This is a genomic window from Halobacillus sp. ABA4_118 (assembly GCF_056160205.1).
Window position 1 is genome coordinate 2710958 of record NZ_JBSWWS010000001.1, and the last position, 22201, is coordinate 2733158.

At 50.1% G+C, this 22201-nt stretch carries 21 protein-coding genes; 16 read left to right on the forward strand and 5 right to left on the reverse strand.

The window, feature by feature from the left end:
• Positions 1–131: 131 nt before the first annotated feature.
• The 7 genes from ACXAGL_RS13640 to ACXAGL_RS13670 all read left to right on the forward strand — a co-directional run bounded on the left by ACXAGL_RS13640 (position 132) and on the right by ACXAGL_RS13670 (position 9734).
• Complete coding sequence (locus ACXAGL_RS13640; protein WP_474991375.1) at positions 132–1538, forward strand: diaminobutyrate--2-oxoglutarate transaminase; 1407 nt, start codon at positions 132–134, stop codon at positions 1536–1538.
• Between the two features lie 91 nt (positions 1539–1629).
• The gene (locus ACXAGL_RS13645; protein WP_474991376.1) at positions 1630–3048 is read left to right on the forward strand and encodes a pyridoxal phosphate-dependent decarboxylase family protein; all 1419 of its coding nucleotides are present in this window, start codon (positions 1630–1632) and stop codon (positions 3046–3048) included.
• Positions 3035–4804: an IucA/IucC family protein gene (locus ACXAGL_RS13650; protein ID WP_474991377.1), complete on the forward strand. Its 1770-nt coding sequence runs from the start codon at positions 3035–3037 to the stop codon at positions 4802–4804. Before ACXAGL_RS13645 ends, ACXAGL_RS13650 begins: the two co-directional genes overlap by 14 nt.
• Positions 4794–5372, forward strand: a complete 579-nt coding sequence (locus tag ACXAGL_RS13655) for a GNAT family N-acetyltransferase (RefSeq protein WP_474991378.1) — start codon at positions 4794–4796, stop codon at positions 5370–5372. Before ACXAGL_RS13650 ends, ACXAGL_RS13655 begins: the two co-directional genes overlap by 11 nt.
• Positions 5350–6681 carry a lysine N(6)-hydroxylase/L-ornithine N(5)-oxygenase family protein gene (locus tag ACXAGL_RS13660; protein ID WP_474967919.1) on the forward strand — a complete coding sequence of 444 codons (1332 nt, stop codon included), beginning with the start codon at positions 5350–5352 and terminating at the stop codon, positions 6679–6681. The genes ACXAGL_RS13655 and ACXAGL_RS13660 overlap by 23 nt, the downstream gene beginning before the upstream one ends.
• 9 nt (positions 6682–6690) lie before the next feature.
• A complete protein-coding gene (locus ACXAGL_RS13665) occupies positions 6691–8508 on the forward strand; it encodes an IucA/IucC family protein (protein ID WP_474991379.1) in 1818 nt (605 codons plus the stop codon).
• Positions 8509–8525: 17 nt separating this feature from the next.
• On the forward strand, positions 8526–9734 hold the full coding sequence (locus tag ACXAGL_RS13670; RefSeq protein ID WP_474991380.1) for an aspartate kinase: 1209 nt from the start codon (positions 8526–8528) through the stop codon (positions 9732–9734).
• A gap of 33 nt (positions 9735–9767) precedes the next feature.
• Here the strand turns inward: ACXAGL_RS13670 and ACXAGL_RS13675 are convergent, their stop codons facing one another.
• Both ACXAGL_RS13675 and ACXAGL_RS13680 read right to left on the reverse strand, forming a co-directional pair.
• Positions 9768–10490 carry a thermonuclease family protein gene (locus tag ACXAGL_RS13675; RefSeq protein ID WP_474967922.1) on the reverse strand — a complete coding sequence of 241 codons (723 nt, stop codon included), beginning with the start codon at positions 10488–10490 and terminating at the stop codon, positions 9768–9770.
• 126 nt (positions 10491–10616) lie between these two features.
• The gene (locus ACXAGL_RS13680; RefSeq protein ID WP_474967923.1) at positions 10617–11366 is read right to left on the reverse strand and encodes a potassium channel family protein; all 750 of its coding nucleotides are present in this window, start codon (positions 11364–11366) and stop codon (positions 10617–10619) included.
• Between the two features lie 122 nt (positions 11367–11488).
• On the opposite strand from ACXAGL_RS13680, the gene ACXAGL_RS13685 reads away from it, so the two are divergent.
• Together ACXAGL_RS13685 and ACXAGL_RS13690 are read left to right on the forward strand one after the other, a co-directional pair.
• Positions 11489–11728, forward strand: a complete 240-nt coding sequence (locus tag ACXAGL_RS13685) for an indolepyruvate ferredoxin oxidoreductase subunit alpha (RefSeq protein ID WP_474967924.1) — start codon at positions 11489–11491, stop codon at positions 11726–11728.
• 96 nt (positions 11729–11824) lie between these two features.
• A complete protein-coding gene (locus ACXAGL_RS13690) occupies positions 11825–12004 on the forward strand; it encodes a hypothetical protein (protein ID WP_027953604.1) in 180 nt (59 codons plus the stop codon).
• A 263-nt stretch (positions 12005–12267) separates the two neighbouring features.
• Here the strand turns inward: ACXAGL_RS13690 and ACXAGL_RS13695 are convergent, their stop codons facing one another.
• The 3 genes from ACXAGL_RS13695 to ACXAGL_RS13705 form a co-directional block, all read right to left on the reverse strand.
• Entirely contained in the window at positions 12268–12384 is a 117-nt protein-coding gene (locus tag ACXAGL_RS13695) for a YjcZ family sporulation protein (protein WP_160834986.1), read from the reverse strand.
• 86 nt (positions 12385–12470) lie between these two features.
• Positions 12471–12656 (reverse strand): hypothetical protein, encoded by a 186-nt coding sequence (locus tag ACXAGL_RS13700; RefSeq protein ID WP_474991381.1) that lies wholly within the window; start codon positions 12654–12656, stop codon positions 12471–12473.
• 83 nt (positions 12657–12739) lie between these two features.
• Positions 12740–13063, reverse strand: a complete 324-nt coding sequence (locus tag ACXAGL_RS13705; protein WP_474991382.1) for an ECF transporter S component — start codon at positions 13061–13063, stop codon at positions 12740–12742.
• A 431-nt stretch (positions 13064–13494) separates the two neighbouring features.
• On the opposite strand from ACXAGL_RS13705, the gene ilvE reads away from it, so the two are divergent.
• The 7 genes from ilvE to leuC all read left to right on the forward strand — a co-directional run bounded on the left by ilvE (position 13495) and on the right by leuC (position 22200).
• Positions 13495–14397, forward strand: coding sequence for a branched-chain-amino-acid transaminase (gene ilvE / locus ACXAGL_RS13710; protein WP_474967926.1), 903 nt, complete (start codon positions 13495–13497; stop codon positions 14395–14397).
• 414 nt (positions 14398–14811) lie between these two features.
• Positions 14812–16527, forward strand: coding sequence for a biosynthetic-type acetolactate synthase large subunit (ilvB, locus tag ACXAGL_RS13715; RefSeq protein ID WP_474967927.1), 1716 nt, complete (start codon positions 14812–14814; stop codon positions 16525–16527).
• Positions 16524–17045, forward strand: a complete 522-nt coding sequence (gene ilvN, locus ACXAGL_RS13720) for an acetolactate synthase small subunit (RefSeq protein ID WP_027953607.1) — start codon at positions 16524–16526, stop codon at positions 17043–17045. The genes ilvB and ilvN overlap by 4 nt, the downstream gene beginning before the upstream one ends.
• Positions 17046–17063: 18 nt before the next feature.
• Positions 17064–18095, forward strand: coding sequence for a ketol-acid reductoisomerase (gene ilvC / locus ACXAGL_RS13725; protein WP_474967928.1), 1032 nt, complete (start codon positions 17064–17066; stop codon positions 18093–18095).
• Positions 18082–19629, forward strand: coding sequence for a 2-isopropylmalate synthase (locus ACXAGL_RS13730; protein ID WP_474967929.1), 1548 nt, complete (start codon positions 18082–18084; stop codon positions 19627–19629). The genes ilvC and ACXAGL_RS13730 overlap by 14 nt, the downstream gene beginning before the upstream one ends.
• Positions 19630–19645: 16 nt before the next feature.
• Positions 19646–20752 (forward strand): 3-isopropylmalate dehydrogenase, encoded by a 1107-nt coding sequence (gene leuB / locus ACXAGL_RS13735; protein ID WP_474967930.1) that lies wholly within the window; start codon positions 19646–19648, stop codon positions 20750–20752.
• A 35-nt stretch (positions 20753–20787) separates the two neighbouring features.
• The gene (leuC, locus tag ACXAGL_RS13740) at positions 20788–22200 is read left to right on the forward strand and encodes a 3-isopropylmalate dehydratase large subunit (protein ID WP_474991383.1); all 1413 of its coding nucleotides are present in this window, start codon (positions 20788–20790) and stop codon (positions 22198–22200) included.
• Position 22201: the final 1 nt, after the last annotated feature.

Here is a 22201-nt window from a genome sequence, read left to right on the forward strand (position 1 = left end):
CAGAAAAATCGTCATTTTAGGAAAGTATGGAAAACCCTTTTATGGCAGTCTTTATGAAAGAAATATAGGACTAATTGATAATGATAATGGTTATCAATTAGTGTTGACAATGAAAATCATTATCAACTAAGATGGCATTGGATCAACAACACGACGTTAAAGGAGTTGGAAACATGAGTGTACATACAGAAGTTTCAAATCATCAGCTGTTGGAACAACAGGAGAAGAGAGAATCGAACGCCCGGTCCTATCCGCGACGCATTCCACTGGCGATCAAGGAAGCGGAAGGCATTCATATCACAGATGTGGAAGGACGGAGATACATCGATTGTCTGGCCGGCGCGGGAACGCTTGCTCTCGGTCACAATCACCCTGTGGTGACTGCGGCGATGGAGAAAGTCCTTCATGACCGCCTGCCTTTACATACATTGGACATTACCACCGAAGTTAAAGAAAGCTTTGTCGATGAGCTGTTTATGAGTCTGCCGGAATCATTCCGTGAAAGGGCGAAAGTGCAGTTCTGTGGTCCGACAGGAGGAGACGCGGTTGAAGCAGCGCTCAAGCTTGCTAAGACCGCGACAGGAAGGCAGAGTATTTTAACCTTCCAGGGAGGATACCATGGCTCCACACATGGAACGATGTCCATCAGCGGCAATCTCGCTCCGAAGCAGCGGGTGCAGGGACTTGTTCCTGATACCCATTTCCTTCCTTACCCCTATGATTACCGCTGTCCATTCGGCAGAGGTGGCGAAGAGGGAGCTGAGCTGAGTGCTGCCTATATCGAACAGCTCCTGGATGACCCGGAAAGTGGAATCCTTCCTCCAGCTGCAATGATTTTTGAAACAGTTCAGGGGGAAGGAGGATCGATCCCGGCCCCGGTTGAATGGATCCAGGAGATGAGGAGGATTACGAAGGAACGGGGAATTCCGCTGATTATCGATGAAGTTCAAACAGGCATCGGCCGAACGGGAAAACTGTTCTCGTTTGAACATGCAGGGATTGTTCCGGATGCTTTCGTCCTGTCCAAAGCGATTGGAGGGAGCCTTCCTCTTTCCGTTCTCATCTATGACCGTGATTTGGATGCTTGGGAACCGGGCGCGCACATTGGAACCTTCCGGGGCAACCAAATGGCGATGGCGGCAGGGACCGCAACTTTGAAATATGTGAAAGATCATCGGATTCCAGATCATGCCGAGCAGATGGGAAGGATTTTGATGCAGGCTTTAAATGATATCCAAAAGGAATACCCTCAGCTGGGGGATGTCCGAGGCCGCGGGTTGATGATCGGAGCTGAAATCGTAGACCCAGCAGGTAAGGAATCTAAGCGGGGCAGCTTCCCGGGAGATGGCAGGCTTGCCAGCCGTATTCAAAAGGAATGTTTTGATCGAGGACTCATTTTAGAGGTAGGAGGTCGTCACGGCGCTGTCGTCCGTTTTCTGCCGCCGCTGATTATTACGAAAGAACAGGTGGAGGAAGTTACGGATATCTTCCGTAAAGCTGTTGAGGCAGCAGTGAAAGGATATGTCCATGAGGGCTGAATCGAGGAAACAGACTGATCTTTTTGAATCCTTTTTCCTTCACCAGGAGGAAGAGAGTCTCCAGGCATTTCAAAGTCAGGTGGAGACGGTCATGCAAACATTTACGGAAACATTCAAACAGGCGGATCATCCCTTCTCCGGCGCACAACCGGAGGAAATCCGCAGGCAGATCGAGGCCGTCATGGATATAACAGAAGAAGCACGCCCTTTCCAGGATGTGCTGAAGGAAGCAGTTCAGCCTGTCATCCGCGACAGCCTGCATGTGTCCCATGAAAAAAGTATGGCGCACCTGCACTGTCCCCCGCTCCTTACGGGAATTGCCGGTGAGCTGCTGATCGGAGCTTTGAATCAATCGATGGATTCGTGGGACCAGAGCCCTGCCGCTACTTATGTAGAGGAGGCCATGATCCGGTATTGGACATCCAGGGCAGGCTACGGCAATCAGGCGGATGGCGTTTTTACCAGTGGAGGAACTCAATCCAATTACATGGGACTGCTGCTGGCGCGTGATGCTTTTTGCAGGAAACAGTGGAACCATAACGTTCAAAAACAGGGGCTGCCGGAAGGCTTTAAGAAGCTGAGGGTCCTTTGTTCAGAGGAAGCTCACTTTTCCGTGAAAAAGTCTGCGGCACAGCTTGGTCTTGGAGAGAACGCTGTCGTTTCCGTACCAGTCGACGGAGAGCACCGGATGAACGGTTCTGCTCTACGGCAGATCATAATGGAAATGTATGAACAGGAACTGCTTCCTTTTGCCGTTTTTGCTACTTCCGGAACAACAGATTTTGGAAGCCTTGACCCATTGGAGGAGCTGGCAGACATCTGCAGGGAAAATGACATCTGGTTTCACGTTGATGCCGCTTATGGAGGAGGGCTCCTTCTCAGCAGTCACCGTCATAAACTGGCCGGTCTGGAGCAGGCGGATTCCATGACCCTCGATTTTCATAAATGGTTATACCAGCCAATAAGCAGCGGTGTGTTTCTACTGAAGGATTCCAATCATTTCAAATGGATTTCCCATCATGCCGATTATTTGAACCCGGAACAGGATGAACAGGAAGGCGTTCTGAACCTCGTCAACAAGAGTGTCCAGACGACCCGGCGCTTTGATGCATTGAAAATTTTTCTGACGTTGAAAACGCTCGGCACAGATTTGATCGGCAGTATGATCGACCAGACGATTGAAACAGCCCGGCTGGCGGCGCAGGAAATGACAAGGCGGTCCGCTTTTTATCCGGCAAATCCAGAACCACAGTTGTCGGCCGTCGTCTTTCAGTACAGCCCGGATGATGGTGATGGGGATGTGGATCGCTTGAACCGGAAACTGCAGCAGGCGTTATTTCAGGACGGAAGAGCGGTGGTGGCGAAAACGAAGGTCCATGGAGAAACCCATCTTAAGCTTACAATTTTAAATCCGAGAACGTCGATCGATGATGTGAAGGACGTCCTTGATCGTGTCGAACAAACAGCAGCACAGCAGATGACAGGAGGGATCCACCTTGATAAGAGCTGAAGAAAAAGCAGAGCAGGCTTCGATGCAGAGTTTTCTCAATTGTTATTTAAGAGAAACACAGGAATATGAACGAATCGATACAGAAGATCATCCATTCCGGGAAGAGGGGCAGACCGTGCTTCGTCTGTCTCTTGGCAGACAGGACATTCACCTATACGTAAACGTGGACTACTGGTCCTTGACAGGCCGACACCTTTTCCGATTTCCGGCTTTTTACAAAACAGGCCGAACCGGAGATTACCAAACACTGGATTACGTGACGATGACGACACTGATTGTCAAGGAATGGCTCATCGGCAACGGCCGGGAATGGTCTGAGGACGAACTGGTGCTGAGGGTTCTGCTCAGCTGCAAAAAAATTAAAGGCTATATCAAAAAGCGTGAGGGGGATCGGGAACAGCTTTCTGATGAGTTCTTTACATTTATAGAAGCCGAACAGTCGCTCCTTTTTGGTCATCTTCTGCACCCCACTCCAAAAAGTAAGCAGGGGTTGACAGATGGAGAGGATGACCTTTATACCCCGGAATTGAAAGGCCGCTTCCGGCTTCACTATTTCAGCGCAGACCCATCCATCGTCACCCAGGATTCCAGTCTTTCCAAACCGGCTGTCGAGTGGATCAAAATAGATGCCCTCAAAGGGGAGCAGGCAGAAAGAATGACAGAAGAATGGGGGAAAGGGCGGTACCTGATTCCGCTTCATCCGCTGCAGGCTGCTAAGGTTCTCCAAGAAAAAGAGGTTCAGGAACTGCTGAATAAAGGGCAGTTAACAGACCTCGGGCCGGCAGGTGAACCGTTCACGGCTACTTCTTCCTTCCGGACGCTGTACAATGAATCCTCCCGGTTTATGTATAAGTTCTCGGTACCTGTGAAAATTACAAACTCCCTCCGTGTCAATCAACCGAAGGAACTGGCGCGTGGCGTGGAAGTATCGAGACTGCTGGATACAGAGCTTGGAAGCCGGATGAGGGAGAAGTACCCGGATTTTCACATTATTAAAGACCCTGCCTCTGTGAACGTGGTGACAGGCTCAGAGGTTTCCGGTTTTGAAGTAGTCCTCAGGGAAAATCCGTTTTACGACGATGAGGCTCAGGTGACAGCGGCTGCTGCTCTCGTTCAAGATCATGCCTATGGTGAAAAAGCAAGGCTGGCGTCGATCATTCACGGTCTCGCAGAAAAGGAAAAGCGGACACTGGAAGAAGTCAGTATGGATTGGTTTGACCGTTATTTATCCATGAGCCTTGATCCGGTGCTGTGGCTGCTGTCCAATTACGGGATTGCACTCGAAGCCCACCAGCAGAATTCCCTTGTACGTCTGAAGGAGGGGTATCCTTCTCAGTTCTATTACAGGGACAATCAGGGGTATTACTTCAGTCGTTCTTATGGTGCAAAACTGTCCAACCTGCTTCCATCCCTGAATGAGGAAAGTGACACCATTTGTGACGATGAGGTGGCTGAAGAGCGGCTCCGCTATTACTTTTTCTTTAATCATTTATATGGACTCATTAACGGATTCGGGGTGAACGGTCTTGTAGAGGAGGAAAAGCTGATGGATCTGCTGCAAAGCCGTTTGGCCGCATGGCTGCCGATGAACGTTGTTCGAACCCTGCTGGAAGAAGACCAGCTTCCATGTAAGGCCAACCTGTTAACACGTTTGTATGATATGGACGAGCTTGTTGGTCCGATGGAATCCCAGTCTGTGTATACGAACGTGCATAACCCATTGGCTGCAAAGGTGGGCGCGCATCATGAGGTTTGATTATGAAATCTATGATCCTGCCATCGCGCGTTCGCTGGCATTCAGACAGGTGCAGGAAGAGGACGGCCCGCTCATTCATACATGGATGAACGAGGAGCATGTGCATCCATTCTGGCAGCTGAACCTCCCTTGGCCGGAATTTTACACCCATTTTCAGAAGGCAGGGAATGATCCTCACCAAACGCTTTATATCGGATGTATAAACGGTACTCCTATGAGTTACTGGGAAGCTTACTGGGTGAAGGGAGACGTGGTGGAGGGCTGTTATAATCCCTCTCCCTATGATCAGGGCATCCACCTTCTGATCGGCGAAAAGGATTTTCTTGGCCGGGGGTACGCCCTGCCGTTATTAAAAGCCATGGTGCAGTTTCAATTCAGGCTCCAGAATACAACAAAGGTCGTGGCTGAGCCGGACATCCGCAATGAAAAGATGATTCATGTTTTTAAGGCGTGTGGATTCAGGCCGGTGGCACCGATTACGCTCCCTGATAAAGAAGCCCTCTTGATGTTTTGTGAGCGGGAAGAGTTCGAAAGGAGATGGAAAGATGAAGCCTTCCTACGTATATGATGTGATCGGAGTGGGTCTTGGCCCGTTCAATTTAGGGATGGCGGCGCTGCTTGACCCTGTTGAGGACGTCTCTGCCCTCTTTTTCGAAAAGGAAGAGGAATTCAACTGGCATCCGAACATGCTGATTGAAGGCACGACCCTTCAGGTCCCTTTCTTTGCCGATCTTGTCAGCATGGCGGATGTCCGGAGTGAGTACAGCTTCCTTCATTACCTGCAGGAGCATCAGCGGCTCTACCATTTTTATTTTTTGGAGAAATTCCATATCCCCCGGAAAGAATACAACGCCTACTGCCGCTGGGTAAGTGGATGCCTCACGTCCTGCCGCTTCGGCCGAACCGTTACCCGTGTGGACGTAGTAGAAAAGGAATCCGGCGCTGTATATGAAGTAGGCGTCCTTCAAGAGCAGACGGGGGCGGAGGAGGTGTACTACGCAGAGAATGTGGTGATCGGAATTGGTACACAGCCATACATCCCGCCTGCTTTTCAGGAAACTCTCGGAGATACGGTTTTTCACACGTCCGAGTATTTAGAGAAGAATATCCGTCCGGATCAGTCGATCGCTGTCCTTGGATCCGGTCAGAGCTCTGCGGAAGTCTTCCTCGATCTTGCCCGCAGCCAGCAGGAAACCGGGGGGCGTCTTCAGTGGTATACAAGATCGAACGGCTTCTTTCCTATGGAATACTCCAAGCTCGGTCTTGAATACTTCTCCCCCGATTATATCGATTTTTTCTACGAACTGCCGCAGGAAAAGAAGGATGCGCTTCTGAAGGATCAAGGGCTGTTGTATAAAGGAATCAGTGCTGAAACCATTGCGGATATTTATGATCATTTATATGAACGGACGATTGGAGGAGCGTCCCCGGACATCCACCTTCAGGCGATGACAGAACTAACATCCATCCATTGGGAAAACGGACGGTGGACACTGAGTGGTGTTCATAGGGTTAAGGAAGACACGGTAGAGGCAGAAGCTGATGTGGTCGTGTTAGGCACGGGTTATCAGCCGGCGGTACCTACTTTTCTCCAGTCGATTCAAGACAAGGTCTTATGGGATGAACGGGGGCGTTTTCAGATTGAGAAAACCTATGAATTGAAAACGACGCTTAAGACACAGGGGAGTGTTTTTGTTCAGAATGGTGAACTTCACTCCCACGGGGTGGGGGCTCCTGATCTTGGTCTTGGCGCGCATCGGAATGCAGTCATTATCAACAGAATTGCCGGCCGGGACGTGTATCCGGTACAGGTCGAAAATGTGTTCCAGACGTTTGGAGCAGTCAGGAAGCCGGAACATTCAAGCATGAAGAAATGAGGGATGAACATGTATAAACAAGCGGAAGTTTCCAATAGTTTCAACGAAGCGGACTGGAAAGCGGTCAATCGGAAGCTGATGGCCAAGATGCTGGCCGAATATATGTATGAAGATATGATCCGTCCGGAATTGATTGCGGAGAATGGAAAGACGAAGAAATTTGATCTCCACGCTTTGGGCGGAAAAGTGTATACGTTTGAAGCCGTCAGCCGTCTGTTTGACAGCTGGGACGTGAAGGACGCATCCATAACCGTCAGACACGGCCAAGAAGTAGAAGAACCGGACGATGCAGTTCAGCTTCTGATTGATCTTAAAGATGCGATTGGCATGAAGCCGGAAACGACCGGGCATTTGATCAAGGAACTACAGGCGACATTAATGGCGGACGTTTACTTGAAAAGAAAGACGGACCGGACATCCCGTGATCTGATCGATCTCGATTATGCGGAACTGGAAGGATATATGGAAGGCCACCCGTGGATCACTTACAATAAAGGCCGGATTGGCTTTGGCTATGATGACTACTTGAGGTATGCGCCGGAACATCAGGAAGAAATCCTTCTATCCTGGATTGCTGTGCATCACAGTCTCGCTGAATTCCAGGCTGTGGATGGACTTTCCTACAAAGATCTGCTGGAAAAAGAATTGAGCCAGGAAGAAAGAGAGCGGTTTGCCGCCGTTGTGAAAGAAGAAGGGAAGAATCCAGACGATTATTATTTCCTCCCTGTCCATGAATGGCAGTGGAAAAACACCATTGTCCTGCATTTCCCAGGCGAGCTGGCACAAAAGACCATGATCCCGCTCGGTGATGGTCAGGACAAATACCTTCCACAGCAGTCCATCCGTACGTTCGTCAACCGAAGCGAAAAGGATAAGCACCACGTGAAGCTTCCAATGAGTATTTTGAACACACTGGTCTACCGTGGTCTTCCTGCCGAACGGACACGGATTGCCCCGAAGGTGACGGCCCTTATCAAGGGGATGTATGAGAAGGATGATTTTCTTAAGCGGGAGTGCCGGGTGATTCTTCCTGGAGAGAACGCCAGTATCAATGTAGACCAGCCCCACTTCGCGTCTGTGAAAAACGCCCCGTATCAATACCTGGAAATGCTCGGGACAATCTGGCGTGAAAGTATTTATACATATGTGGAAGAGGGGGAGCAGCCCATTACACTTGCAGCGCTGCTTCATAAAGACTATCAAGGCACCCCTTACGTGCAGGCGCTGATTGAAGCGTCAGGCATGGATCCGGAAGCATGGATGCGTCAATTTTATAAAGTGATCATGGATCCACTGCTTCACTTCCTATATCAATACGGGACGGTTTTCAGTCCGCACGGGCAGAATACCATTCTTGTCCTGAAAGACTACAAGCCTCACCGCCTGGCGGTCAAGGATTTTGTCGATGATGTCAATGTGACGGATCAGCCGTTCGAAGAATTGAAGGACCTCTCTGAGGAAATGAAGGAAGTGCTCCGCAGTGAACCGCCCGAAGGATTGACGCAATTTATTTTTACAGGATTGTTTATCTGTCACCTCCGCTACTTAAGCGATGTGCTGGAAACGCATGAGCTGTTGACAGAGGATGTGTTCTGGGGCCTTCTGGCAGAGGCGATCCAGGATTATCAACGGAGGTTTCCGCAGCTGGAGGATCGGTTTGCATTGTTTGATTTCTTCAAGCCGACGATGACCAAGCTGTGCCTGAATCGAAACCGTATGGTTGATTACGGATATGAAGATGGTGAAGACCGTCCTCATGCATCGGAATTCGGTCAGGTAACGAACGCCCTGGCAGCCTTCAAGAATGAAATGGAACAGATAACCTGACGGAAAGAGGGATCATGGTGGAACTTGTCGTACAAAAATATGGAGGCACATCCCTGCAGACAACGAAGCGGATGACTGATGCGGCAGATCGGATTATCAAGGAAGTGAAAAGAGGCCGTCAAGTCGTTGTCGTTGTTTCTGCTATGGGCAGAACGACAGACAACTTGACCGCTCTTGCCGGACAAGTTTCCTCCCGTCCTGCAGCAAGAGAAATGGATCTTCTCCTTTCTACAGGGGAGCAGGTGTCGTGTGCATTAATGGCGATGGCACTGAAGGCCGGGGGAGTGGAGGCCGAAGCGCTGACTGGAGCACAGGCCGGAATTAAAACGGATTCCAGCTACGGTGAAGCCCTTGTGAAAGACGTCGACCCTGAACCCATAAGGCATAGACTCAGGGAAGGAAAGGTGGTCATTGTCAGCGGTTTTCAAGGCTGTCCCGGAGGCCATGAAGTGGCAACCCTCGGGCGTGGAGGATCGGATACGACAGCAGCGGTGCTGGCTGGTGTCCTGAAAGCGGACCGCTGTGAAATTTTCACGGATGTGGACGGCGTTTATACCGCAGATCCAGGAACAATCACAGGAGCGCAGAAATATGAACAGTTGGATTACGAAAGCTTGTCTGCCCTTGCAGAGCTCGGCGCATCCGTTGTCCACCCGAGAGCTGCGGCTGCAGCGGAAGCCTGGCAGATCCCTTTGGTTGTCCGTTCAAGCTTTACGGAGCAGGAAGGGACGACCATTCTTCCAAGGACCTTGAGTCCCCATTCTTTTCCTGTGATAGGAGTGACTTATGAAACAGGACTATCCCACTTCTCTATCCATAGTGGGATAGATGTGAGGGAATTGCAGAGAGAATGGAAGAAAGATTTGCGTCCTTGGAAAGCGGTTCAAAAAATAAAAAACCGTCTATACAGAATTCTTGTACGTGATGAAGATGTATATGATACAAAATCCTGGCTCAACCAATTCGGTGGAAGACCGGAGGGGATAGTTCCTGAATATTATGACGGGAGGGCCCTCGTGCATGTCATTTTCAGATCCGAGGAAGACAAGCAGAAAGCACGCTCGCTTATGAGGAATCTTCCATGTCTTCAAGATGGTTTTGTTGTAGAAATTCAGCCGCATGTCTGGACGATTGATGTTCCTGAGAGTCACAGGATAGAAGTCTGTCAGGTCCTTCACGATCGTTGTATGGAAAAGGAGACAGCACGTACATCAGCTGTTCATTAAAAAAATCCGGTCTCCGTGGTGAGACCGGATTTTTTAGGACAGGCTTTCACAGACCCGTCCATCCTTGTCGGACCCATCCAGACGATGGGGATCCTGTTCAGGTCCGCCGGCGTCTTCATAAAAGGTCTGGGCTTCTTCTTGTGTATGAAAGTCCGAGCAGTCCTTGTCGTCCCCTTCGGGCGGGGCTTTGTGGCTGGAAGAGCTGCTTTCATTCTGTCCGTCTTCAAAACCTTCTGCAAATCCGTCCTCTGTCACGTATCCCGGGAGACTCCAAATCCCCTTTTTATGGTCGGAGGCTTCCTGCTCCGCATCCTTCAACTTCCCGGCATGCGTATAAGGAGGGTCATAGACATAGGCATAACGGGCAAGGCCTTTTTCCAGCAGAAGTTGATTAAAAGAGGTATCCTCGACCCATATGTAGGCAAGCAGCCGGTCGTACTTGTCACGCTCGGGGCCGTCAAACTCCAGCTGAACTTCTTTTCCCGACAATGTTTCCTTCGCGAATTGACTCGCTTCTTTTCCATAGGGCTGCACAGGTTTGCCGGGATGGACGGTCTCAGGTGTGTCCACCAGCAGCAGGCGCACCGTTTCTTCTTTGCCGTTCCACTCTATATGCAGCGTGTCCCCGTCGACAACGCGGGTGACGACGGCCGTTTCAAGCTCGCCGGACGTCGTTTCTACCGCCTGGCATCCAGCAAGGAAAAGAAAAGTGACAACGAGCATGAGAGGTTTGATCCATGAATGTTTATCGAGCATAAGATGTTCTCCTTCCCCGGTCATCCTCTGGTTTTATTCTACTTTTCTTTAGACGCTCCTTCAATGGACGGGAAGACCTGAATGTGGACGGCCGGGATTCGTACATAAAGAAAACGGAGGGAGACGTTAGTGACGCCTCCGTCCGTTTTCTTTATGCTTGATTTTTTCTTCTGCATGCTCCTCGTTCATTTCTGTAAGAAGAAATACGAGGCGGTCGCGTTCCTTGTTGGATAGTTCATCATAACGGTCGAGTTCCGATTGGATATAGCGGATCGTGTGGTGTCCATCCTTCGGTTTCTTGACGAAATAGGTGGTAATGGAACCGGTAAGCATCCCGATCAAACCGATCCCTATGACCATCAGGAAAATGGCGACGAGCCTGCCGGAAAGTGTGGAAGGGGCGATGTCTCCGTAGCCGACGGTTGTGACTGTCACAATCGACCACCACAAACCGTCGGCATAAGAGTCAATATTTTCCTCCGCATGCCGGATAATGACGGAAGAGGCAAACAGCATGACGGATGAGAACAGGAGGACACGGTCCAGTCCGTTTGTCCTTAGGATTTTAAGCAGGTGGGGGAAGTGCCGCCGGACAATGAGCAGCATTCGCAAAAGACGGAACAGCCTTGCCGCACGGGCAAGCTGAAAAATGCTCTCTAAAGGAATGGCGGCAATGACTTCAAGCGGATGCTTTTTTATGTAATGCAGTTTATCCTTTGAACGCAGGATCCGGATGGTAACGTCGACGAAAAACAGCAGCCAGACAAACCGGTCCAGAAAGATGGCAGCCGGATGGTCCGACCATAAATACATGACGGATAGTAGTGCAAGTGTGAGTAAAACGGTTTCGTAGATGACGGCCCATTTTTTTACCATCAGTAAAATCCCTCCCTGAATGCGTGTACGTCCTCCTATCTATTATAAATCGGTCTGCCGAGTTGACAACCTGCCTGTTTCTTCGAGAAACTGGGACTATATGAAAAGAAGGAGAGATACATATGGCATTTGTCATTACACAGCCCTGTGAAGGCGAACAGGCAGGAGAGTGTGTCAGTGTCTGCCCGGTCGACTGTATTGAACAGGGGGAGGACCAGTACTATATCAATCCCGATATCTGCATCGACTGCGGAGCCTGCGTGTCGGTGTGCCCGGTGGATGCGATCGTTGAAGAGTATGAGATGAGGCCGGAGGAAGAACCATATCTTGCAAAGGCAGAAGCCTTCTTCGGTGTCGACTGACGCAGGGAAGCTGGTAAAATAAGTATTGTTAGTAAGCAGGAAAACCGGGTAGACAAAGAGAAGTAATGATATAATCTTTGTACAGGAGTTGATTGGATGCTGATGTCGGCTTATCCGCCCGAAAAATCATTCGAGGACAGGTATGCTTTAATTGACCACCTGAGAAATCTCGGCTACACCGAAGACCTGCTTGGAAAGAAAACGGTGGAGATGACGCTGCCTGAACTGCAGCAGATCTACATCAATCTGGAGTATCAAAGAGAAGAGCGTGCGTAGGAAAAGCTGAGGGACCTGCAGGGTCTGTCGTTGCGTTTTGGTTTTAAGTTATATTGAAATAGAAAAACCGGAGCGGGGAGCTCCGGTTTCAGGGGAGACATATACAGGTAGAGTTCGTTTCATGCCTCGATGCCATTATAACCTTTTCTATATTAAAAAAACAAATATCCACTGTCAGTCAGTGATGAACGAACCAGAAGGTGGTGAATACCTCTGGTTCTTTTTTGTAGAGTGGAGAACAGACGTCCGTTCTCCATCATCGATTAATAATAAAACGATGCACCTACGATAATCAACAGGATGAACAATACGACGATTAGAACGAACGTGCTGCCATATCCGCCACCGCCGTAACCGTAGCCACCATAACCACAGCCCATGCTTTTCACCACCTTTTTTTCAGCTATATCACAAACTATGTAGAAAAGGGGCAGGAGGGCAGGGCGGATGCCCGGGGGCGGCCGGGTTAAAGGTCAGGCAGCCGTCTGTTCACCAGCCGTAAAAGCCTCAGCGCAAGCGGAAGACCTAAGGCATAGACCGTGCAGATTTTTATGAAGTTAAAAGGGAGAACGACAAAATCGACAGCCGTGCGAAAGTCACGGGCAAACGGATTGAAGGCGGTAAACCCCTCTACATAAACAGACTCACTCACGCCGATAAGGCTCATCACCACAGGCAGAATGAAATAATAATGAAGGACATACATCCAACATAGGAAAAGAAGGACCGATACCATCAGGCTGAACGGGTCGACCTTCTTCTTTTTTTGAAAAAGGCCCCCATCAATCCGACAATCAGCGATCCGGAAAGGAAATTGGCGAGCTGTCCGACGGGAAGTCCGGCGTAACTTCCATGAAGGAGGTAGTCGGCAGCGTTTTTCAACAGCTGTATGATGATCCCCGCCCCTGAACCGAAGACCAGCGCACCAATAAGGGCTGGAATGTCACTGAAATCCATCGTCAGAAATACGGGAAAAAAGGGGAGCGGGAATTTCAAGTAGTAGAGTACAATACGGATGGAAGCGAGCATTGCTGTGCCGCTCATTTTTGACCATGACATAAGGGAATTCCTTTCTATACAGATGTTTATTCATACCGGGATTTCATACCCCGGGTCACATGAAATAAACATGCGGTTTCTTTTCTTTTTTCTCTCTTCAGGCCCGCCATGGAGATAAAAAAGAAAAAAAGAAAGTCTTTCTAATCGGGCGAAGTCAATCATCTCAACGGTGTAAGCGCTTTACGAATTCATTGAATAATTGGAGTGTTCAGAAAATTTAACGAAAACCTGTTGACCTTCTGTGAAAATCCGTTTAGAGTAGTCCTCAATCAACCACATCGATTACACCCAATCGTCCGGTTGGTTCATGTGGAAGCCCTGAACTTGGACCCTGTATAAGTGGAATATTCACCTTCTTAGAGGGTCCACATTTTCTTTATCATTCTTTAACTATTTCAAACATTAAATAATAAAAGAAAGGAGTGCTGAGGATGAGCAGCCAATGGATTTATATGAGCGGCGAGTACGTGAAGAAAGAAGAGGCCGTCGTTTCTGTCTATGATCATGGTTTCTTATATGGAGATGGGGTGTTCGAAGGCATTCGCGTTTATGAAGGCAACATTTTCAAGCTCGATGAGCATTTAAACCGCCTTTATGATTCAGCGAAATCGATCATGCTCCAAATTCCATATGAAAAGGAGGAGCTTGAGGAAATTATCGCAGAGACGGTCCGCCGCAACCAGCTGGAAACGGCTTATATCCGGGTTGTCGTTTCAAGAGGATCAGGCAATCTTGGTCTTGACCCATCCAGCTGTGCAAATCCGCGTCTGGTTGTCATTGCTGAAGCACTCGCTTTATTTCCAAAAGAACTTTACGAGCGGGGAGTCCGGCTTGCTTCCGTATCAAGCAGAAGAAACCGGCCGGATGTCCTTCCACCGCAGGTGAAGTCTTTAAACTACTTAAATAACATTCTTGTAAAAATGGAAGCGAATCAGGCGGGCGTGGATGAAGCGCTCATGCTGAATGATCAGGGGTATGTAACGGAAGGCTCCGCCGATAACATTTTTATTGTTAAGAACGGGACCATCTTTACACCACCAACCTACCTTGGTGCTCTCGAAGGAATTACAAGAAATGCCATCATGGATCTCGCAGAAGCGAAGGGATATACGGTGAAGGAGCAGCCTTTTACACGCCACGACGTGTATGTTGCGGATGAGGTGTTCCTCACTGGAACCGCTGCAGAAGTCATCGCCGTCGTCGAAGTTGATCAGAGGCAGGTAGGAAATGGGAAACCGGGTGTTGTGACCAACCATCTCTTGTCCGAGTTCAGACAGGTAACAACAACAGATGGTTACAAGGTATACGGCAAGAATCAGGCGCACGTAAGCTGATGCAGCGCATTTTGACAACTGAATCAACCTAAAACAATGATAGGAAAAAGGGATAAGGCCTTGTATTCACAGAGAGCCGGGGTTGCTGGAAGCCCGGAAATACATCTTATTCTGACATCATCCTTGAGTGTCCCCGCTGAACGGTATACTTAGTAGGCCGGACCAGGTGTATCACTGCACCTGTTACCAAAAGGAGTTATGACGACTCCATGAGGTGAAGCTTTTGAGAGCTTCATGAACGAGGGTGGTACCGTGGAAGTAAAGAGAGACCTTTTCACCCCTCACGTTCCTGCATCATTCTGGTGGTGCATGAACTTGAGGAGGAGAAGGTCTCTTTTTTATTCGACAAAGAGCAGGTGGAACAGCGGAAAATCCGCTTTATTCTTCACAACTACTGCAGGAGGGATGAAAAAAATGAAAGCACAGGCAAGTGCGGAACAAAAGACCGCAGTGAAAACAGGGGCCGATTTACTTGTAGAGGCATTGATTGGCCAGAGTGTTGATACGTTGTTCGGTTATCCAGGAGGAGCTGTGCTGCCGATTTACGATGCCATTTACCGGGCGGAAGGCAGCTTTGATCACGTGCTTCCAAGGCATGAACAAGGGGCCATCCATGCAGCTGAAGGCTACGCCCGTGTTTCCGGCCGTGCTGGAGTTGTTATCGGCACATCAGGACCAGGGGCAACGAACCTTGTGACCGGTATTGCCGATGCCATGATGGATTCGATCCCACTCGTCATCTTCACCGGACAGGTGGCGAAAGGGGTCATTGGTACAGATGCCTTCCAGGAATCGGACATCATGGGAATCACTACACCAATCACGAAGCATAACTACCAAGTTCAGAATATTGAAGATCTTCCGAGAATTGTGAATGAGGCCTTCCACATTGCCACGACTGGACGACCGGGTCCTGTCGTCGTGGATATTCCGAAAGACATCAGTTCAACCGTCTTTGAAAAAGACATCAACAAGGAGTTTCATCTTCCGGGATATCAGCCGACGACGAAACCGAATCCGATGCAGATCAATAAGCTGCATGAAGCCCTTCTTGCAGCTGAAAAGCCGGTCGTTCTGGCCGGATCCGGCGTTATCCACGCCAAGGCTTCTGAAGAGCTCAGGACATTTGTAAGAAATTACGAGCTTCCGGTCACCTCGACTCTGCTGGGTCTTGGAAGTTATCCCGGCAGCGACCGTCTTTCCCTTGGCATGGCCGGGATGCACGGAACTTATGCAGCAAATATGGCCCTGTACGAATGCGATCTGCTCATCAACTTCGGCTCACGCTTTGATGACAGACTGACAGGTAATCTGAAACATTTTGCACCACATGCCAAAGTGGCGCATATCGATATCGACCCTGCAGAAATCGGTAAAAACGTGGAAACCCATATCCCGATCGTATCGGATGCGAAAGCGGCCCTTACATCGCTGAATGAAAAAGCCGTGCAGAACCTGGATCACCATGACTGGATGATGAAAGCAGAAAAGAACAAACAGGATTTTCCTTTGTGGCATGACCAGCCGGAGGCAGAGATCGTCCCCCAGTGGCTGCTCCAGAAAGTCTATGAATATACCAAAGGGGAAGCGGTTGTAACGACAGATGTCGGGCAGCATCAAATGTGGGCGGCCCAGTATTACCAGTTCGACGAGCCGAACCGCTGGGTTACTTCCGGGGGGCTTGGAACGATGGGGTACGGTTTTCCAGCGGCGATCGGTGCTCAGCTGGCAGATCGGAAATCCACCTGTGTGGCGGTTGTCGGCGATGGCGGTTTCCAAATGACGCTGCAGGAACTGTCTGTTCTCCAGGAGCGGCGGCTTCCAGTCAAAGTTTTGATCGTCAACAATCAAGCGCTCGGAATGGTAAGGCAGTGGCAGGAGAAGTTTTACAGTGGACGCTACTCCGAGTCGATCATGGATGTCCAGCCTGATTTTGTGAAGCTGGCGGAGAGCTACCAAGTACCTGGATATAAAATTGAAACCCAGGGACAGCTGGAGGATGTACTTCCGGAAGTTCTGAACAATGATCAGCCGGCCCTTATCGACTGCCGGGTTCTGCAGAAAGAGAACGTCTATCCAATGATTGCACCTGGAAAAGGAATCCACGAGATGATTGGGGTGAAACGATGAAACGCATCGTGACAGCAACGGTTCATAACCGGAGCGGTGTCCTGAACCGGGTCACCGGCCTCCTCGCTAAGCGGCAGTTCAATATTGAAAGCATATCTGTCGGCCGCACAGAAACCGAAGGAGTATCCAAAATGACCTTCGTCGTCGAGGTGGAGGATGAGAGGAAGCTGGAGCAGCTGACGAAACAGCTGAACAAACAAATCGATGTCCTGAAAGTATCGGACATCACGGATAAAGCCATCGTAGCGAGAGAACTGGCGATGGTGAAGGTCATCAGCAACCCTCAGATCCGCAATGAAATCCAAAGCATTATTGAGCCATTCCGGGCGTCGATCATTGATGTGAGCAAGGAAAGTGTCACGGTTCAGGTGACTGGTAAATCCGACAAGGTTGATGCTCTTATCGATCTGCTCCGCCCTTATGGAATAAAAGAATCAGCAAGAACCGGGCTGACCGCCTTTACACGAGGCCACCAGCCCCAGGTAGCAGAATTCAAATCTTACTCCCTATTAAAATGATGAAAGGATGGATGAAACATGGCACATGTATACTACCACAATGATATTAAAGATGAGGTTCTAAAAAATAAGAAAGTAGCTGTCATCGGATACGGCTCCCAGGGTCATGCCCACGCATTAAACCTGAAAGAGAGCGGTCATGATGTCGTTGTTGGTCTTCGTAAAGGGAAATCATGGGATAAAGCAGTGGAAGACGGTGTGGAAGTGAAGACCGTTCCGGAGGCTGTAGAAGATGCTGATGTCGTTATGATCCTTCTTCCGGATGAGTATCAGCCGAAAGTGTACGAAGAACAGATCAAACCGAATCTGAAATCCGGTGCAGCGCTTGCTTTCGCTCACGGATTCAACGTTCATTTCAATCAGGTTGTCCCTCCATCCGATGTGGATGTATTCCTCGTAGCTCCGAAAGGTCCGGGACATCTTGTCCGCCGTACATTTGAAGAAGGAGCAGGGGTGCCGGCCCTGATCGGTGTAGAGCAGGATGTAACAGGGGAAGCCAAAGAGGTTGCTCTCGCCTATGCGAAAGGAATCGGCGGCGGCCGTGCAGGTGTATTGGAAACATCCTTCCAGGAAGAAACCGAAACAGACTTGTTCGGTGAGCAGGCTGTCCTGTGCGGTGGTTTGACCAGCCTTGTTAAGGCAGGCTTTGAAACATTGACAGAAGCTGGTTACCAGCCGGAAGTGGCCTACTTCGAATGTCTTCACGAATTGAAACTGATTGTAGACCTTATGTATGAAGGCGGTCTGGAAGGCATGCGTTATTCCATTTCTGATACCGCTCAGTGGGGTGACTTCGTCTCCGGTCCACGCGTCGTTGATGAAACTACGAAAGCCCGCATGAAAGAAGTGCTGACAGATATTCAGACTGGTAAATTTGCGAAAGGCTGGATTCTTGAAAACCAAGTGAACCGTCCTGAGTTCACGGCGATCAACGCGAAGGAAAGTCAGCATCAAATCGAAAAGGTGGGTAGAGAGCTCCGCGAATTAATGCCGTTCGTCAAGAAGTCCCAATCCAAAGAAAAGGATGTGGTCACTCATGGCTCACGTTAATGTCTTTGACACGACCCTGCGTGATGGAGAGCAGTCCGCCGGGGTCAACTTGAACCGTTTGGAAAAAGTGGAAATTGCCAAGCAGCTGGAGAGACTTGGTGTAGACATTATGGAAGCAGGATTCCCTGCTTCCTCCCAGGCGGATTTTGATGCAGTCAAAGAGATTGCCGATACGGTACGCGGTTGTTCAGTAACAGGACTGGCGCGGGCGAATAAGCGCGATATCGATATCGCGTGGGAAGCATTGAAAGGCGGAGCGGAGCCGAGACTCCACGTCTTTCTTGCCACCTCCCCGATTCATATGACACATAAATTGAAAAAAACGCCGGATGAGGTTGTAGAAACCGCCGTCAGCATGGTCCGCTACGCCCGTGAGAAATTCCCTTATGTTCAGTTCTCCGCAGAGGATGCGCTGCGCTCGGACCGGGATTTTCTCGTTCACATCATTGAACAAGTCATTGATGCGGGGGCTTCAGTAATCAATCTGCCGGATACGGTCGGTTTCACGACACCGGATGAAATCGGCAGCCTTTTCCGGTATGTAAGGGAGCAGGTGCCGAACATTGATCAAGCGGTCCTCTCTACGCATAACCACGATGATTTGGGGATGGCTGTCAGCAACTCCCTGGCAGCCGTCGAAAACGGGGCCGGCCAGATCGAAGGCACCATTAACGGTATCGGAGAACGTGCCGGAAACGCCGCTTTAGAGGAGATTGCCGTCGCCTTTCAGATCAGGCAGGACCGCTACGATTTCCAAACGGGTCTGGTTCTTAAGGAAATTAAGCGGACGAGTGATCTTGTCAGCCGCTTGACCGGGATGCAGGTGCCGGGGAACAAGGCGGTTGTCGGACGTAATGCCTTTGCCCATGAGTCCGGTATTCACCAGGACGGTGTCCTGAAAGAAGCTACGACGTACGAAATCATTACACCGGCTATGGTGGGTATTGATTCCAACCGGATGGTTCTTGGCAAACACTCCGGCCGGCACGCGTTCAAGCAGAAAGCGGAAGAGCTGGGCTTTGAATTGAACGAAACGAAGCTGAAAGAAGCGTTCGCATCTTTCAAAGATTTGACCGGCAAGAAAAAAGAGGTCACCGATGATGATCTTTTTGCGATTCTTACCGATACGCAGACCGAAAACGAAGACCAACCGAAGTACGAATTGAAAGCCTTCCAGGTCCAGTACGGCAGCATCAACCGCCCGACCGCTACGGTTCTTTTAACGAAACCGGATGGAGAAGAAGCGGAAAAAGCCAATACCGGCGAAGGAAGTGTCGAAGCGATTTACAACACACTGGATGATTTGATTGATGCAGATGTTCATCTACAGGATTATCAACTCAGCTCCATTGGAAGAGGACGCGATGCACTGGCAGAGGTTCACGTCCAGCTGACCGTCAACGGGGTAAAAGCCTCCGGCCGTGGATCGGCGCAGGATGTGCTGGAAGCTTCCGCCCACGCATTTTTAAACGCGGTCAATCGTACACTTTATCAGCATAAACGTCATGAAGGCTACGAAAAAGTGCAGGTATAACAAAAGGGGGATGTACATGGAGAAACATATCGTTTTACTGCCGGGCGACGGCATCGGTCCGGAAGTAACAAAAGCAGCCAGACAGGTGCTGCAGGCGGTCGCCGACCGTTACCAGCATACCTTTACATTTGAAAGTCATGACATTGGAGGAGCAGCCATCGACCAGCACGGGACGCCGCTCCCGGATGATACGGTCCAGGCGGCTAAAAAAGCCGACGCCATTTTCCTTGGAGCTGTCGGAGGTCCGAAATGGGATCAGCTGCCCGGTCATATGCGGCCGGAAAAAGGGCTGCTGGGTATCCGCAAACAGCTTGGATTGTTTGCCAACCTCCGTCCTGTCCAGGCATTTCATCAGCTGCTCCATGCTTCCCCTTTGAAAAAGGAAGTCGTTGAAAACAGTGACCTGTTGATTGTCCGGGAGCTGACCGGCGGTTTGTATTTCGGACAGCCGAGTGAGCGTAGGAACAACGGACAGGAAGTCGTGGATACGCTGGCTTATGAGCGCCATGAAATTGAAAGAATCGTCGATCAGGCGTTTCAAAGCGCGCGGGTCAGAAGAAAACACCTGACATCGGTGGATAAAGCCAATGTCCTGGAATCCAGCCGGATGTGGCGGGAAATCGTCGAAGAGAAAAAAGCGGATTATCCGGACGTGACTGTTGAGCATATGCTCGTGGATGCCGCAGCGATGAAGCTTGTGACGAACCCCTCGTATTTTGATGTGATCGTTACGGAAAACATGTTCGGAGACATCTTAAGCGACGAAGCCTCTGTCTTAACCGGATCTCTGGGTATGCTTCCATCAGCAAGCTTGAACGAAAAGAGTGTCGGTCTTTACGAACCTGTCCACGGTTCAGCTCCGGACATTGCCGGGCAGAATAAAGCTAATCCGATTGCAAGCATTCTCTCCACAGCCATGATGCTGAAACACTCCTTTGGTATGGAAGAGGAAGCCGAACAAGTGGAAGCCGCTGTTGCCGGGGTGCTGCAGGAAGGGTATCACACCGCAGACATCGATTTGAAAAGTGGTGTGAAAGTCAGCGGAAGTGAACTGGCAGCTAAAATTGTCGACCAGATCAGCACGAGTGATGCAACAGAAAATATTATGCGCTGCTATGTATGAGCGGTACAACAAAGAAAAGAAGGGAGCGGAACGGAATGAGTCAACCAAAAACCATAGTTAAAAAAATTTGGGATCAGCATGTCGTCCACGAAGAAGAAGGGAAGCCGAATCTTCTCTACATCGACCTGCATCTGGTTCATGAAGTGACCTCTCCCCAGGCGTTTGAAGGGCTCCGCATGAGCGGAAGGAAGGTGAGGCGGCCGGATCGTACGTTTGCAACGATGGATCACAACGTGCCGACCATCCACCGCAATGTCATCAAGGATGAAGTTTCTAAGAAACAGATGGAAACACTCGAGACAAATTGTAAGGAATTTGGAGTCCGGCTGGCGGATATCAACCACCCGGACCAGGGCATTGTCCATGTCATTGGTCCGGAGCTTGGGTTAACCCAGCCGGGAAAAACAATCGTCTGTGGAGATAGTCATACCTCTACACACGGGGCTTTTGGCGCCCTCGCATTTGGAATCGGCACGAGTGAAGTGGAGCACGTGTTGGCCACTCAATCTCTCTGGCAGGCCAAGCCGAAAACCCTTCAGGTTCATGTGGAGGGAGTATTGGGAACAGGAGTGACAGCCAAGGACTTGATTCTGGCGATCATCGGTAAATACGGCGTCCGTTTCGGTACCGGCCATGTCATTGAATACACGGGCGAAGCGGTCCGTAACCTGACGATGGAAGAACGGATGACGGTCTGTAACATGTCGATTGAAGCGGGCGCACGTGCCGGTTTGATTTCACCGGACGAGACCACTGTCGAGTATCTCCGCGGGAAGCGTTACGTGCCTGAGGGAGAAGATTTTGAAGAAGTCAAGGAGCAGTGGCTGTCGCTGGCATCGGATGAAGGGGCGGAATACGACCAGACCCTTACCATCCATGCAGATGAAATTGAGCCTCAGGTGACATGGGGGACCAACCCTTCTCAGTGTGTTCCTGTCGGTGGACGTGTCCCCGATCCGGAGCAGGTGGAGGATGACCGTGACGGCATTGAACGGGCGATCGATTATATGGGCCTTGAAGCGAATCAGGCGATTGAGTCCATACCTGTTGAACACGTGTTTATCGGGTCGTGTACAAACTCCCGTTTGAGCGATCTGCGCCGGGCGGCTGAAATCGTCCGTGGCGGCCGTGTCCATGATGGGGTCAGAGCTCTCGTCGTACCGGGGTCCAAGTCAGTGAAAGATGCAGCAGAAGCCGAAGGTCTGGACACGATCTTCCTGACTGCCGGATTTGAATGGCGCGATGCCGGCTGCAGCATGTGTCTGGCGATGAACGATGATATCGTTCCGCCGGGTGAGCGCTGTGCCTCAACGTCCAACCGTAACTTTGAAGGGCGTCAAGGGAATGGGGCGCGCACCCATCTTGTCAGTCCGGAAATGGCAGCGGCAGCAGCTCTTGAAGGCCGTTTTGTAGACGTCAGAAAATATGCCAGTACGGTAGGAGGGTGAA

Excerpts from the sequence above, each read along its gene's own strand:
- ACXAGL_RS13640 (WP_474991375.1), top strand. The coding sequence starts at position 132 with ATGGCATTGGATCAACAACACGACGTTAAAGGAGTTGGAAACATGAGT.
- ACXAGL_RS13645 (WP_474991376.1), top strand. The coding sequence starts at position 1,630 with ATGCAAACATTTACGGAAACATTCAAACAGGCGGATCATCCCTTCTCC.
- ACXAGL_RS13655 (WP_474991378.1), top strand. The coding sequence starts at position 4,794 with ATGAGGTTTGATTATGAAATCTATGATCCTGCCATCGCGCGTTCGCTG.
- ACXAGL_RS13660 (WP_474967919.1), top strand. The coding sequence starts at position 5,350 with ATGAAGCCTTCCTACGTATATGATGTGATCGGAGTGGGTCTTGGCCCG.
- ACXAGL_RS13665 (WP_474991379.1), top strand. The coding sequence starts at position 6,691 with ATGTATAAACAAGCGGAAGTTTCCAATAGTTTCAACGAAGCGGACTGG.
- ACXAGL_RS13675 (WP_474967922.1), bottom strand. The coding sequence starts at position 10,490 with ATGCTCGATAAACATTCATGGATCAAACCTCTCATGCTCGTTGTCACT.
- ACXAGL_RS13680 (WP_474967923.1), bottom strand. The coding sequence starts at position 11,366 with ATGGTAAAAAAATGGGCCGTCATCTACGAAACCGTTTTACTCACACTT.
- ACXAGL_RS13685 (WP_474967924.1), top strand. The coding sequence starts at position 11,489 with ATGGCATTTGTCATTACACAGCCCTGTGAAGGCGAACAGGCAGGAGAG.
- ACXAGL_RS13690 (WP_027953604.1), top strand. The coding sequence starts at position 11,825 with ATGCTGATGTCGGCTTATCCGCCCGAAAAATCATTCGAGGACAGGTAT.
- ACXAGL_RS13695 (WP_160834986.1), bottom strand. The coding sequence starts at position 12,384 with ATGGGCTGTGGTTATGGTGGCTACGGTTACGGCGGTGGCGGATATGGC.
- ACXAGL_RS13705 (WP_474991382.1), bottom strand. The coding sequence starts at position 13,063 with ATGTCATGGTCAAAAATGAGCGGCACAGCAATGCTCGCTTCCATCCGT.
- ilvE (WP_474967926.1), top strand. The coding sequence starts at position 13,495 with ATGAGCAGCCAATGGATTTATATGAGCGGCGAGTACGTGAAGAAAGAA.
- ilvB (WP_474967927.1), top strand. The coding sequence starts at position 14,812 with ATGAAAGCACAGGCAAGTGCGGAACAAAAGACCGCAGTGAAAACAGGG.
- ilvN (WP_027953607.1), top strand. The coding sequence starts at position 16,524 with ATGAAACGCATCGTGACAGCAACGGTTCATAACCGGAGCGGTGTCCTG.
- ilvC (WP_474967928.1), top strand. The coding sequence starts at position 17,064 with ATGGCACATGTATACTACCACAATGATATTAAAGATGAGGTTCTAAAA.
- ACXAGL_RS13730 (WP_474967929.1), top strand. The coding sequence starts at position 18,082 with ATGGCTCACGTTAATGTCTTTGACACGACCCTGCGTGATGGAGAGCAG.
- leuB (WP_474967930.1), top strand. The coding sequence starts at position 19,646 with ATGGAGAAACATATCGTTTTACTGCCGGGCGACGGCATCGGTCCGGAA.
- leuC (WP_474991383.1), top strand. The coding sequence starts at position 20,788 with ATGAGTCAACCAAAAACCATAGTTAAAAAAATTTGGGATCAGCATGTC.